At 29.3% G+C, this 14,566-nt stretch carries 12 protein-coding genes; 3 read left to right on the plus strand and 9 right to left on the minus strand.

What is annotated here, in order from left to right; translation table 11 throughout:
- Positions 1–208: 208 nt before the first annotated feature.
- Genes feoB through FP421_RS07455 form a run of 3 tightly spaced genes read right to left on the minus strand, consistent with a single transcriptional unit; the run spans position 209 to position 3,282 of the window.
- Positions 209–2,320, minus strand: coding sequence for a ferrous iron transport protein B (gene feoB, locus FP421_RS07445; protein ID WP_159949191.1), 2,112 nt, complete (start codon positions 2,318–2,320; stop codon positions 209–211).
- Positions 2,320–2,550: a FeoA family protein gene (locus FP421_RS07450; RefSeq protein WP_159949193.1), complete on the minus strand. Its 231-nt coding sequence runs from the start codon at positions 2,548–2,550 to the stop codon at positions 2,320–2,322. The genes feoB and FP421_RS07450 overlap by 1 nt, the downstream gene beginning before the upstream one ends.
- A gap of 51 nt (positions 2,551–2,601) precedes the next feature.
- On the minus strand, positions 2,602–3,282 hold the full coding sequence (locus FP421_RS07455) for an SCO family protein (protein ID WP_159949195.1): 681 nt from the start codon (positions 3,280–3,282) through the stop codon (positions 2,602–2,604).
- 171 nt (positions 3,283–3,453) lie between these two features.
- On the opposite strand from FP421_RS07455, the gene rseP reads away from it, so the two are divergent.
- The gene (gene rseP / locus FP421_RS07460; protein ID WP_159949197.1) at positions 3,454–4,800 is read left to right on the plus strand and encodes an RIP metalloprotease RseP; all 1,347 of its coding nucleotides are present in this window, start codon (positions 3,454–3,456) and stop codon (positions 4,798–4,800) included.
- Between the two features lie 72 nt (positions 4,801–4,872).
- Here the strand turns inward: rseP and FP421_RS07465 are convergent, their stop codons facing one another.
- The gene (locus FP421_RS07465) at positions 4,873–6,879 is read right to left on the minus strand and encodes a lamin tail domain-containing protein (protein WP_159949199.1); all 2,007 of its coding nucleotides are present in this window, start codon (positions 6,877–6,879) and stop codon (positions 4,873–4,875) included.
- A gap of 224 nt (positions 6,880–7,103) precedes the next feature.
- Between FP421_RS07465 and FP421_RS07470 the strand changes: the two genes are divergently transcribed.
- Both FP421_RS07470 and FP421_RS07475 read left to right on the plus strand, forming a co-directional pair.
- Positions 7,104–7,802: a response regulator transcription factor gene (locus FP421_RS07470; protein ID WP_159949201.1), complete on the plus strand. Its 699-nt coding sequence runs from the start codon at positions 7,104–7,106 to the stop codon at positions 7,800–7,802.
- A gap of 10 nt (positions 7,803–7,812) precedes the next feature.
- Positions 7,813–8,853, plus strand: coding sequence for a sensor histidine kinase (locus tag FP421_RS07475; protein ID WP_159949203.1), 1,041 nt, complete (start codon positions 7,813–7,815; stop codon positions 8,851–8,853).
- Here the strand turns inward: FP421_RS07475 and FP421_RS07480 are convergent.
- From FP421_RS07480 to FP421_RS07500, 5 genes are all read right to left on the minus strand, one after another.
- Entirely contained in the window at positions 8,818–9,876 is a 1,059-nt protein-coding gene (locus tag FP421_RS07480) for a glycosyltransferase (RefSeq protein WP_159949205.1), read from the minus strand. The two genes, FP421_RS07475 and FP421_RS07480, sit on opposite strands and share 36 nt — an antisense overlap.
- Before the next feature lie 66 nt (positions 9,877–9,942).
- Positions 9,943–11,217, minus strand: a complete 1,275-nt coding sequence (gene purD / locus FP421_RS07485; protein ID WP_159949207.1) for a phosphoribosylamine--glycine ligase — start codon at positions 11,215–11,217, stop codon at positions 9,943–9,945.
- A gap of 64 nt (positions 11,218–11,281) precedes the next feature.
- Positions 11,282–12,019, minus strand: a complete 738-nt coding sequence (locus FP421_RS07490) for a glycosyltransferase family 2 protein (protein ID WP_236548073.1) — start codon at positions 12,017–12,019, stop codon at positions 11,282–11,284.
- Between the two features lies 1 nt (position 12,020).
- Positions 12,021–13,376 (minus strand): undecaprenyl-phosphate glucose phosphotransferase, encoded by a 1,356-nt coding sequence (locus FP421_RS07495; protein WP_159949211.1) that lies wholly within the window; start codon positions 13,374–13,376, stop codon positions 12,021–12,023.
- Positions 13,373–14,497 carry a glycosyltransferase gene (locus FP421_RS07500; protein WP_159949213.1) on the minus strand — a complete coding sequence of 375 codons (1,125 nt, stop codon included), beginning with the start codon at positions 14,495–14,497 and terminating at the stop codon, positions 13,373–13,375. The genes FP421_RS07495 and FP421_RS07500 overlap by 4 nt, the downstream gene beginning before the upstream one ends.
- Between the last annotated feature and the right edge of the window lie 69 nt (positions 14,498–14,566).

A 14,566-nucleotide genomic window follows, 5' to 3' on the forward strand; every position in this document is an offset into this window, starting at 1 on the left:
AGTAAGACTCCAAAAATAGAAAACCTTACCTTTTTATGGTGCTAATTTTCTGTTAAAGAAATATGAATCTAGAATTTAGCTTTACGCTTTAGTTAATGACAACCACAATCTGTACTGCAATTTTTATCTTTTTTTGATGAGAAAAAATATTTTTTCACTAAAAAAAGTATTGCTAAAAAAACTAAAGAGTATGTAATAAATTCTTGCATTAACTTAGAATTTGATAAGTAATAAAAGATGAAACATAGGCTAATAACCCCATGCCAAACAATTGAATTAATGGCCATTTCCAAGATTTTGTTTCACGTTTCACGATGGCTAAGGTTGCCATACATTGCATTGCAAATGCATAGAAAATCATTAAAGACATTCCTACCGCAAAATTGAATCTTTTCTGACCTGTATCTGGGTTTATTTCTGATGACATTTTTTGTTTTATAGTAGTTGCGTCTTCATCATCAGCTTCGACGCTATATATAGTTGCTAGAGTACCTACAAAAACTTCTCTTGCCGCAAAGGAAGTGATTAATGCAATACCAATTTTCCAATCATACCCTAGAGGCTTTATGGTTGGTTCTATGGTTTTTCCTAAAATACCAATATAAGAATTCTGTAATTGAGCAGAAGCAATTTTTTGTTGCAACTCATCATCAGATAAATTTTTATTTGCAACATTTTCTATGGTATTTTTTTCTGCATTATCAAAAGAAGCTGGTCCATTTGAAGCCAAAAACCATAACACTATTGACAAGGCTAAAATAATTTTACCTGCCTCTAGTACAAAAGACTTTGTTTTTCCTACAACTTCAAAGAATACATTTTTAAGAGAAGGCAATTTATAGTTTGGCATTTCTACTACAAAAAATGATTTCGAATTAATATGCAAGGTTTTATGTAAGATAAAAGCTGCTAATACTGCTGTTGCAAAACCAAGTGCATATAAAGAAAGTAATACCAAACCTTGTAAGTTTAAAAATCCGAAGACTTTTTTACTTGGAATAATCAGTGCAATTAAAATGGCATAAATTGGCAAACGAGCTGAACAAGTAGTAAATGGTGTTACCAAAATGGTAATTAATCGTTCTTTCCAACTCGAAATAGTTCTTGTTGCCATAATTGCAGGAATAGCACAAGCTGTACCAGAAATTAATGGAATTACACTTTTACCATTCATTCCGAAACGTCGCATAATTCTATCCATTAAAAAGACAACTCGACTCATATAACCTGTTTCTTCTAGAATGGCAATAAACATAAAAAGAATGGCAATCTGAGGAATAAAAATAATGACACCACCAACTCCTGGAATGATTCCTTCTGTAATTAAATCTGATAAAACCCCTGCTGGCAATTGTTGTTTAGCGTAACTAGAAATATCTGCAAAAGTGGCATCAATAAAATCCATTGGCACTGAAGCCCAATCAAAAATAGATTGAAAAATCAACAACAATAAAAACACAAAAATTGCATATCCAAAGATTTTATGCGTAAAAATTTTATCTAATCTACTTCTTAAATCTGTGGCCTTATTTTTATCAACCAAATAGGTTTTCTTTAAGATTTTATTAATCTCTTGATAGCGGTAAATAGTCTCTTTATGTTGGTATTTTTTAAGTTTTGAAATGTCTCGTTGAAAGCCTAATAATTTTTCTTTTTCTTCAGCAGAAATAGTATCAGGAAAACTATTTTGCGTAATCATCAACCACAACTCATACATTGAATAGTTTGGAGTGATTTCTTTAAGTTTTGCAAAATAATCGGCATCAATTTTACTATCAATATTACACAATGGTGATGCTTTTGCAGCAACATGACAACGAATAATAGCTTCTTTTACATCTTTAATTCCTTCATTTTTTCTGGCACTAACTAGAACGACTTCTGTATTTAGTTCTTTTCTTAATACTGATAAATCGATTGTAATGCCCTTTTTTGTCATTTGATCAACCATATTGATTGCCAAAACTGTAGGAATTTCTAAATCTTTTATTTGAGAAAAAAGCAATAGATTTCGTTTAAGATTTTCGATATCTGCAACCACCAAAATAACATCTGGAGATGCTGCAATATCTTTATTTAACAGAGTTTTTAAAACAATGCTTTCGTCTATTGATGTTGGATTTATACTGTAAGTCCCAGGTAAATCTGTAATAATTGCGTTTTGAGTAGCAGACAATTTACTAACCCCTAGTTTTTTATCTACTGTAACCCCTGGATAGTTACCAACTTTTTGATTTAGACCTGTAAGTTGATTAAAAAGTGAGGTTTTTCCTGTATTAGGATTCCCAATTAAAGCAACTTTGATATCGTTTTTAGACATTAATTATTGCTTTTTAAAATTTTTATTTGAGCTGCCGTTTCTTTACGAATTGCCAAATGACTTCCGTTTACACAGATATAAATTGGGTCTTTTAAAGGCGCAATTTGAATCAATTCTATTTCTGCTCCTGGCAAGCAACCCATTTCTAATAATTTTAGCGGAATAAAATCTAACGCTTCTTCTGAAATATAACCTATTTCTCCAATATGTAAAGATGCAATTGTGCTCAACGAATTTATTTTGGTGAGCAAAGATAGGAATTTAGAATGATTCTAAACAACTTATTTAGACGCATATTCTTCTTTTAACAAAACAATATCTTTTTTTAGTTTTTCCATATCATTTTTGTCTGTTCCATCATAATAACCACGAATGCGTCTTTCTTTATCAACTAAAACAAATTGTTCTGTATGAATAAAATCTTGTTCTCCTCCATCACCTTCATCTAAAACTGCAAAATAACTTTTACGCGCTAATTCGTAAATATGTTTTTTAGGACCCGTTGTTACATTCCATTTACCATCTATAACTCCTTTTCTATTTGCATATCTTTTTAAGACAGAGACACTATCTATAACTGGTGTTACAGAATGAGAGAGAAACATAATATCATCATCATTTTTATAAAACTCTTGCAGCTCATTCATATTGTAAGCCATTGCAATACAAATAGTTTGACATCTTGTAAAAAAGAAATCTGCTATATAAATTTTGTCTTTATAATTACTATTGGTAATCGTTTCTCCATTTTGATTGATGAGTTTAAAATCTGCAATGGTATGATTCTTTTGAATATGAAACATACTTTCATCAACTAAACGTGGATTTACATCAACAGGATTGTAAATTTTAAGACGATTGTCTTTCTTTACTAAATAATAAAATACGGTGATTCCTATTGCTGAAAAAACTGCTAAAAAAATAAGAGTAGGTATCGATTTTTTAAAGAATTTAGCTTCCATTTTTATCATTTAGAAATGCAAATTTACAACTTCTCAAACAGCTAAGAAATCATCAAAACCAAATACTTTGTAAAATCTATGTTAAAATAAAAATCTACTTCTAAATAGTTCTTTTACAACTCTCTTTAAAAACGTACATTTGTGCGTTTTTTAATTATGATTTAACGCTGAATGGAAATATTAATAAAAGCATCGCAATTTATTTTAAGTTTATCTTTATTGATTGTCTTGCACGAATTAGGGCACTTTATCCCTGCAAAATTGTTTAAAACAAAAGTAGAGAAATTCTACTTATTTTTTGATTATAAATTCTCTCTTGTAAAGAAAAAAATTGGTGAAACTGTTTATGGTATTGGTTGGATTCCGTTAGGAGGGTATGTAAAAATATCTGGAATGATAGATGAAAGCATGGATACAGAACAAATGAAACAACCTGCACAACCTTGGGAGTTTCGTTCTAAACCTGCATGGCAACGTCTTATAATTATGTTGGGGGGTGTTTTTGTAAACTTTGTACTGGGTATTTTTATCTATATTATGTTAATGTATGCTTATGGTGAAAAGTTTCTACCTAATGAAAATGTTACTGATGGTGTTTGGGTTCAAGATTCTTTAGCAATGGATTTAGGAGTACAAACTGGAGATAAAATCTTAACTATTGATGGTGAAAGCGTTAAAAAATTCTCTGAACTAACACTTGGTTTTGTAAATGGAAACAATTTTCAAATTGAGCGTAATGGACAAATAATTGATATGGAAGTACCTGAGAACTTTATTTCTAAATTGGTTGATAGAGGTAAGGATGCAGGAGCTGTTTTATTACCAAGATATCCATTTGCTATTGCTGGTATTTCTGAGGGGTCTCCTAATGAAAATGCAGACTTAAAAAAGAAAGATATTGTTATTGGTATTAATGGAAATTCTATAAAATATTTTGATGAAGCTCAAACCGAGTTAGACAAGTATAAAAACCAAGAAATTACTGTTACTGTTAAAAGAGGTTCAGAAACAAAAGTGATTCCTGTAAAAGTAACTAGTGATGGTAAATTAGGTGTTGGCTTAGGACAACTATCTTTTAAAGATTTAGAAAAATTAGGTTATTACCAATTGGCTAATATTGAATATTCTTTTGCTGAAGCAATACCTGCTGGTTGGAATAAATCTTGGAAAACATTAACTGATTACGTAAAACAATTAAAGAAAATTTTTAACCCAAGTACAGGAGCTTATAAAGGTTTAGGAGGTTTTATTTCTATAGGAAGTATCTTCCCTGCTGAATGGAGCGCTCAATCTTTCTGGAACATTACCGCATTTTTATCTATCATGTTAGGGTTTATGAACTTGTTGCCAATTCCTGCTTTAGATGGTGGACATGTTGTATTTACCTTATGGGAAATGATTACTGGTAAAAAACCTGGAGATAAGTTCTTAGAATACGCTCAAGTAACAGGATTTATCTTGTTAATTGCTTTATTACTTTTTGCAAACGGAAATGATATATTTAGACTGTTTAAATAGCAGAACAATAAAATAATAAAAAAAAAGCTCTGATTTCTCAGAGCTTTTTTTTAGTTTGAAATAGTAAGTAGTTTATCTTATTACTAATTTCTTAGTCGCTGTTTTACCTGCTTCTGTTACTTTTAAAATGTAAACTCCAGCGTTAATTGAAGAAACATCGATATCTTTCTTTACCCCAGAAAAACTTGTCGCAAATACTTTCTTACCAATTACATTAAAGATTGATATTTCTTTAAGGTCTGAGCTACTACTTGATATTGTAAAACTTTTGCTTGTAATAGGGTTTGGATAAGTTGCAAATCCTAAAATAGAATTTCTATCTAAACTCAATACAAAATCGTTTGCTTTACCAGGAGTTCCTAAATCACCTCCAGAAACAATTTCAGACGTAGCTTCTGCCCAATTAGCACCATTATCGTTGTCTGATGCAGAGTACTTATTTGTTGCTAACTCCATACTTTTTCCATTTGGATCTGGAAAGGTTGTACCATTATCATAAGAAACACTATCGAAAATAGATGCGCTACATTCAATAGTTACTGTTGCATCACCATTACCAAGAAATAAACCAGAATCGTATTGATAATCAACATTAACCCCACCATTAGTTGAGATATCTGAATTTTCACCTAACACAAAATAACCATTAGCAGGAACTTCTACTGAAGTTGTAATGGTTCTTACAACTGGATTTCCTGTTCCTGAAGAAGTTTTTAAAACCCAACCTAATAAATTTATTGGCTCTGATGTTGTGTTATAAACTTCAAAATATTCTCCATTATTATCACTTACTTTATTTGGATTTTGCATAATCTCAGTAATTATTATTGATCCAGCTGCAGGACATGTAGGGGCTGGTAAACATGTAGGACTAAAAATATTCCTAGTAAAATTACAACTACTACCTTGTCCACCTACTACTTTTAAAGTAAAATTAGTTCCTTCAGGTATGCCAGAAATAGTTATTTGTCCTGTAGCCACATTACTTGGATCATCACCTGAAATTGTTCCGACATCAGCATCATTTTCATCTTTAGCTGTAATTGTATAAGTTGTCCCTGTGTTACCATCTGTAAAATCAATTATTGCTTGGTAAGTATCTGTTCCTGTTGTCAAATTATCACAAGTAGTATCTATTGTTGTTAACTGAATACTACATGGAAACTTTACAGAAAACGTAACAGATTGAACAATAGGAGAACCAAGTGAAGCCCCACTATTATCTACCAATTCTAAAGTTAAAGTATATGTATTTCCAGGTGTAACAGTTAAATCTGGTAAATCAGATGTAAAAAAAGATGCAGTCTCAGTAGAGCCACCTTGTGTTTCAAAGATAGATTTTATAAAACCATCACCAGAATTATCGCCTAAATCTGAACCGTTGTTTGCTGATAATGTGAAATTCTCTAGTGTAATATTAACATCTATTGTTGTTGTTGCATTTTTTTCACCAGAGGTAGGAGATGTTATTGCTAATGTAGGCTCTGTAGAAGCTACAGTTGTGTAAGTACCAATTGGCATAGGTGAGCTTGCAGTTGCATTGTTAGTTCCACCTTCTAGTCCATTTACGCCACTATAAGTCCAATCAGTATCAGCAAAAGTAGTGGTAATAGTTTTTCCATTTTTTCTATATGCCCATCCATCTAAATACTCCCAGGTTTCTCCATTACCATCAACATTTATATCTCCAAAAACATCTATAACAGCATCATTCATAAAAAGTTCTACTGCATCATCTCCGTTAATAGCCATTGCAGAACCAGCATCATAACTTGCAGCAAAGCCAAAGAAAGTATTAAATTCTGCTGTATTAGCTGTCACATAAATATAGCTACCAGCTGTAACTGCGTCTGCGGGAAATTCGTATTCTTCCCCATCAGTTCCTCCACCATTATTTGCTGAACCAATGCCATAAATACTTAAGTCAGCAATATCATTAAGAACATAAAGTTCAACCCCCTTTGGTGTTCCTCCAGAAAGTGAACCATCAAAAACTCCTGTAATTATTAAATCTTGACTAAAAATTAGTCCAGATATTAAAAAAGTTAATACTAAAGTAATAAAGTAATTTTTTTTCATAAGTGTAATATTTAATTTGAATTGATTGAGTAAATATAAGAATTTTTAAGGTACATTATCCTTATATATATCATTATCAAATTGTTAATTAGCTAATATTTTAATTGTTTTTTTTAAGTTATTTTAATGTTAACGAAACACCAATAGATTAAATGATTGTTAAGGAGTTGTTATTCTAATCAAATTATTAGTATTTTTGATATTCATGGAATTTCAATCAGTTTATGAATAAAAGTGATATTAAGATTCTCTTAGTAGATGATGAACCAGATATTTTAGAAATTGTAGGATACAATCTAAAAAATGAAGGTTATCAAATAACAACTGCTAATAACGGACAAGAAGCTATAAAATCTGCTAAAAAAAACAATCCTCATCTTATTTTGTTAGATATTATGATGCCAGAAATGGATGGTATTGAGGCTTGTGAAAAAATTAGAAAAATTAAATCTTTAGAAAATGTAATTATTGCATTTTTAACTGCTAGAGGAGAAGATTATTCTCAAGTTGCAGGTTTTGAAGCTGGTGCAGATGACTACATTACAAAACCAATAAAACCAAAAGTTTTAGTAAGCAAAGTTAAATCTCTTTTAAGAAGACTTAAAACCGAAAAAGAAGTAGATGATACTTTTAAAATAGGAGATATTGTTATCGATAGGGATGAATATGTTGTTTACAAAGCTGGCAAAAGAATTTCTTTGCCTAGAAAAGAATTTGAGTTGTTTTCTCTATTAACTTCAAAACCAGGAAAAGTATTTAAAAGAGAGGTTATTTTAGATACTGTTTGGGGCAATGAAGTTGTTGTAGGTGGTAGAACAATAGATGTTCACATCAGAAAACTTAGAGAGAAAATTGGTGACAATCATTTTAAAACTGTAAAAGGAGTAGGTTATAAATTTGTTTTAGAAGGAGCAGATAAATAAATTTGCCTTAATGAAATTCAAAAAAACATACTCTTATGCGCTTTGGTCTGCGGTTTATCTAACTATTCTTACAGCAATCATCGCTGCAGTTTCATACTTTTTTATTGTTGAACACCTAGGTTTTAGCACTATTTTAATTTCATTTGTAGTTCTTTTTGCTGTTTCATTTTTTATTATTCAATACAGAGCTGAACACTTTATCTACAGACGTTTAAAGAAAATTTATGAAGATGTTTCTATTCTTGATGTAAATGACTTAAGAAGAGATTCTGTAACAACAGATATCGAAAAACTCTCAAAACAAATGCAAAAATTTGTTGAAGGAAAAAGATTGGAAATAGAAAGTTTAACAGAGAGAGATTCTTTTAGAAGAGATTTTTTAGGCAATGTTGCTCACGAATTAAAAACACCATTATTTACAGTACAAGGTTATATTTTAACCTTAATTGAAGGTGCTGTAAACGACAAACAGATTAGAACAAAATACTTAGAGAGAGCAAATAAAGGTGTAGAGAGATTAGTTGCGGTAATTAAAGATTTAGACATGATTGCTAAATTAGAAAATGAAGGCACAAAATTAAACCTTGACGTTTTTAACATTTTAGAACTCATTCAAAATGTATTTGATTTGTTTGAAATGAAAGCCAAAAAGAGAAATATCTCTTTAAAGTTTGATAAAATTTATGAATTCCCAGTTTTTGTTAGAGGTGATGTAGAAAAGATCGAGCAAGTTCTTATCAATTTAATTGTTAACTCCATTAAATACGGAAAACCAAATGGAACTACAATAGTTGCTGTTGATAGTTACAATGAAGGTAAATTTATCATAAAAGTTATTGATAATGGAGAAGGAATCAAACAACAACATTTATCTCGTTTATTCGAAAGATTCTACAGAGTAGACCAAAGTAGATCTAGAGAACAAGGTGGTTCTGGTTTAGGGCTATCAATTGTAAAACACATTATTGAAGCTCACAATGAAACCATACTTCTAAAAAGTACTTTTGGTGAAGGCTCAGAGTTTTCTTTTACACTCGAAAAGGCCAAATAGACTAGTATCTATTTGTGTTTGATTAGCTTCCAAGCCTGTATAATTTTTAAGTTTTTCTAATTTTTCTTCTGAAAAACTTTCTATATAAGAAAAAGGAGCAGCTTTATTTAACTCTAAATATTGTGCTAAATACTCTTGTTCAGACTGATAATTTGTAGGAATAAAAAAAACATTTTTCTGTAAAACTGCTAAATCCATAATTGAGGAATATCCAGACCTACAAACTACAATTTCACTAGAATTAATGATTTTTTCTAATTTTTCAGACAATACATAATTGTAAAAAATACATTTTTTTTCTTTCCATTTTTTTTGATGTTTTTCAACTTTACCTAAAACAAAAACAATTGATCTTTCATCATTTTTAAAAGTTGATATCAATTTTTTTTCTAATAAAGTTCTGTTGGGTTCTGGTCCAGAAAGTAGCACTAAAACATCTATTTCTTTTTTAATTTCTTGTTTTTTAAACCGACTTAAAACACCAATATATTTTAGGTTGATAATTTTGTTTGTGATTGATAATTTTCCTGAAAACTCTGATTTTGAATTATCAGGAACCCAGCATTCATCAAATTTTTTGATTATTTTTTTATGAATAAAACTAGTTAAGAAAGTAGTAAATCCAGATAAGACATTAACTTGATGTGTTATATAGACACATGGAATTGTAGGATTAAAAACACCAAATCTATTATCAGAAATAATTCCAACAACATCATTATTGATATCTATATACTCTTTAATTACTTTTTTTTCACTTTTAAAAGTGTTCCAAATTTTAGGAAGTTGAAATACTAATTTTAGCTTTAAATTTTTGCTATAAGTAATTTGATACGAGGGCAATTCTAAACTTTCTAAGTGAGGAAATTCTTGTTGTAAAAACAACAAAGATTGACCATCTGAAGCAATTATTGGTGTAAAATTATTTGAAATTAAAGCATTAATAATTGGCACACATCGTGAAGCATGACCCAGTCCCCAGTTTAGTGGAGCAACAATTATTTTACTTTTTTTAGTAGTCATTGCGAGGAATTTATAACGTGGAAATCTTAAAAAACAGATTGCTTCACTTTGTTCGCAATGACGAATTTACAATAAATCGAAACCAATATCTTTTCTGTAATTCATTTTATCAAAATGAATTTTATCAATGCTTTTGTATGATTTTTCTAAAGCTTCTTCTATAGTTTCTCCAAAAGAACTAATTGCCATAACTCTACCTCCATTAGTTACAACTTTATCATCTTTAATGGTAGTTCCTGCATGAAAAACTATGGATTCATCAATAGTATCAAAACCTGAAATTTCCTTTCCTTTCTCATAGGCTTCAGGATAACCACCAGCAACCAACATGACAGTTGTAGCTGTTTTAGAAGTTACTGAAAATGACTTTTCATCTAAGGTTTGATTTGCAACACCTTCAAATAAATCGAACAAATCAGATTCTATTCTAGGTAACACAACCTCAGTCTCTGGATCTCCCATTCTTACATTATATTCCACCACAGAAGGATTACCATTATCATTCATTAAACCAATAAAAATAAAACCTCTGTAATCAATTCCATCTTTTCTTAAGCCTTCAATTGTTGGTTTTACCACCAATTCTTCTACTTTATTTAAAAAAGCATCATCTGCAAATGGCACAGGAGAAATAGCTCCCATTCCACCAGTATTTAAACCAGTATCACCTTCTCCAATTCTTTTGTAATCTTTTGCTGATGGTAAAATTTTATAATTCTTTCCATCAGTTAACACAAAAACCGAAAGTTCAATTCCTATTAAGAATTCTTCTATCACTACTGTTGATGAAGCTTCACCAAATTTCTGATTAGAAACCATTTCTTTTAATTCAGCTTTTGCTTCTTCTAATGAATTTAAAATTAAAACTCCTTTACCAGCTGCTAAACCATCTGCTTTTAGCACATAAGGTGGTTCTAAAGTTTCTAAAAAAGCAAAACCTTCTGCTAAATTTTCTTTTGTAAATGATTGATATTTTGCAGTTGGAACACCATGTTTTTGCATAAACTGTTTAGAAAAATCTTTTGATCCTTCTAAAGTTGCTCCATCTTTTTTAGGTCCGATTACAGGGATGTTTTTTAAGGCATCGTCAGCTAGGAAGAAATCGTGAACGCCAGCTACCAAAGGTGCTTCTGGCCCCACAACTACCATTTTAATATCGTTATCTAAAACTGTTTGTTTTACAGCATTAAAATCTGTTGGATTGATATGGACATTGTTTGCAATTTTAGCTGTTCCTGCATTTCCTGGAGCAACAAAAAGTTGGTTTATTTTTTTACTTTCAGAAAGTTTTAAAGTAAAAGCATGTTCTCTACCTCCAGAGCCTAAAATAAGTACGTTCATTGTGGTTTCTTGTTAAGACTGCAAATATATTTTAATTTCTTTGGATTATAAATTTCAAGCCAAACTAAAATCCCCATTTTAAAAAGTATTTTATTGCAGATGATGTATGTCTAAAAAATAGATTAAGGTTTTTTGCTGAACCTTTTTGATGTTGATGAATAATACTAACTTTTGGATAGTATAAAATTTTCTTTTCAACTTCTTGAATTTTTCTACAAATATCAGCATCTTCCATATATAAAAAATAACGCTCATCAAATCCTCTTAAACTGATAAAATCATCTGTTTTAAAAAGCATGAAGCACCCATGTATAAATTCTGGATTAAATGACTTATTCAAATCTTTATCAATATATTGATAGGAAATAAGTTTATTTTTTGAAATCTTTAGTTTTCTATTAATTAAATCAAAAAAAGTAGGGTGTTTTCTACAAACATATTGTAAATCATTATTAGGATAAATTACTTTAGGCGTCGTAAAAGCTATGTTAATGTTCGTTTCTAAGACTTTTATTAAGGTAGGAATTACATCAACATTAAAAACTACATCAGGGTTTAAAATTAAATGGTACTTAGATGATATTTTATTTAAAATCATGTTATGTGCAGCACCAAAACCTATATTTTTCCCAATAAAAATGTATTCTATTTCTGGTTGGTTAAAAAATTCTTGAAGTTTGTTTTCTGATGAATTATCAATCAAAAAAAGCTTCTTATTTATGGGTGTTTGTAAAAAAGAAGTGACCGTTTTTTTTAATGTTTTTAAATCTTGATTGAATAAAACAATTGAGGCAGTTATCATATTAATATGCTTTTTCCTCTCCTTTGAACACATTTAATATTGTTTGTATAATAATTTTTACATCCAAAAAAAAAGACCAGTTTTCTATGTAAAATATATCTAAACGTATTCTGTTTTTTATGTCAGACTTTCTTTTAATTTCACCTCTATAACCACTAACTTGAGCCAAACCTGTAATACCTGGTTTAACTATGTGTCTTTTTAGGTAATCTTCTACATCTTTTTGATATTCTAAAGATAGACTTTCTAAATGTGGTCGTGGACCAACTACACTCATGTCTCCAAACAAAACATTTATAAATTGAGGTAATTCATCCATGCTAGTTTTTCTAAGAAAAGCTCCAATTTTAGTAACTCTAGCGTCATTTTTTGTTGCATGGACTTTATCTGCAGCTGCATTAACTTTCATTGATCGAAACTTGTAACAAACAAATTCTTCTCCATTAATTCCTTCTCTTTTTTGCTTAAAAACTAAAGGTCCTTTTGATTCTAATTTAACTAAAATCCATAATATTGGTATTAACCATGAAAGTAAAAAAACACATATAAAAAGTGAAAAAAGTATATCAAATATTCTCTTTACATAAAAATTTTCTGCAAATTCAAATGGTAATTTTTTTACATTTAAAACAGTTATCGTATCATCATAAAATTCAATATTTTGATTTTTACTGTATAACTCATTAGAGTCTGGAATTAATTTTAAGTTTAAATTTTTATCAATCGCTAATTTATTTATTTTCTTTATTTGAGTTTTGTCTAAAGAAGATACTGAACAATATATTTCATCTACTTCGTTTTTGTAAACATAATTGAAGATCTCATTAAATTTTCCTAAATAAAAATCACTTTTATAGGTTTTATCAGAAAAAAAGCCCAAGTATTTATACCCCAAATTGGATTTACTTTTAAATAACTTAATGATTTTTTTTGCCGAATCATCATAACCAACAACTACTGTAGTTCTAAAATTGTTACCATATGATCTGTATTTTTTTAAAAGAAAAAACCACAAAAATTTAATACTTGTTATACTTATTAAAATTGAGCTTAAAATAACTAATTGGTTATTTACGACATCTCCTTCTCTAAAAATACCAAAATATGCAAAATATCCTAATATAAATATTGAAAACTGCTTACCTAATAGCGTAAATATTCTTAAAACTTTTGTGTGTCTGTAGACTTTATAAAAACCAAAAAAATAAGAAGTAATAAGCCAAAAAGCATTGATGTAAGAAAGAAAAGGTAGGTTCAAAAACTCCTTATCATATATTAAATAAACTGCAAAGTTTATTAATAGTATATCTATAAAAACCTGTATTGGTCTTATTAAGTAAGAGTATCTCTTTTTCAATTCGATTTCTGTAAATATGATTCAACTATTTCTTTAAAATTATGCAAAAAATTACACTCTTCAAACTTTTTTGCATGATTTCTAATCCATTCTGGGTTAAATTCTTTTTCTATAGTTTTAAAATATTCTACTGCTTCACATACTGATTTTTTACTTTGATTAGAAAAGAATACTCCTGATGATTGACCAACACGCTTTTTGTTTTCAACTACTGTTTCTAAAGCACCACCTTTGCCATAGGCTATTACTGGAACACCATAAGACATAACTTCTAAAGGTATCATACCAAAATCTTCTTCTCCTGGAAATAATAAAGCTCTAGATTTTTCTATATACTCACCTAATTCAGAATCTTTTAAAAAACCTTTAAAAATAATATTTTCTTTTGCCTTTTTTTGCAGTTTTTCTTTCTCTGATCCGTTTCCAATTATTACTAGCTTTTCTCCATTTTTATTAAAACAATCAATTAATAAATCTATCCTTTTATATGGAGTAATAGCACCAAAACTTAAAAAATGATTTTTAGAGTTTACCTTTTTATTTAGTGGTTCAATAAATAATTCAGGCGATATCGGAGGATAAACAATTAAAGATTTTTTATTGTAATACTTCTTTACTCTTTTTGCTACATTATCTGAGTTTGCAATGTATAAATCTACATTATCTTTTGTTTGATAATCCCATTTTTGTAATTTTTTAAATAAGTATTTTACTAAAGATCTTATGACCGGATGTAAAGCTCTAAGATACTCGTTAGTGTAACCCCAACAGTATCTCATCGGACTGTGAATGTAACAGATGTGCTTTGCATTATTTTTTATTTTTATACCTTTTACTGGACCAGATTCTGAAGAAATTATTAAATCATAGTTTTTTTGTAATTCTAAAGATTTTAATATTTTAGGATATAATGGAAATATTTTTTGATAATGTTTTCTATAGAAAGAAGTATTATATTTTGAAGTATATACTCTATGATTTTTTAGATAGTTACCATATTTTTCCTCATCATAAAACAATGTATAAACATCTGCCTCTGGATAAAGTTTTAAAATAGATTCTACAACTTTTTCCCCACCTCTTCTTGTTAAAAACCAGTAATGTATTATTGCTACTTTCAATTACTTTTAATGAACTTCTATTTTAATTAGTAATAATTTGGTAATTATTATGTTTATATGGTATGTAAA

It is taken from the genome of Polaribacter septentrionalilitoris (assembly GCF_009832745.1).
In the GTDB taxonomy this organism is placed as follows: Bacteria; Bacteroidota; Bacteroidia; order Flavobacteriales; family Flavobacteriaceae; genus Polaribacter; species Polaribacter septentrionalilitoris.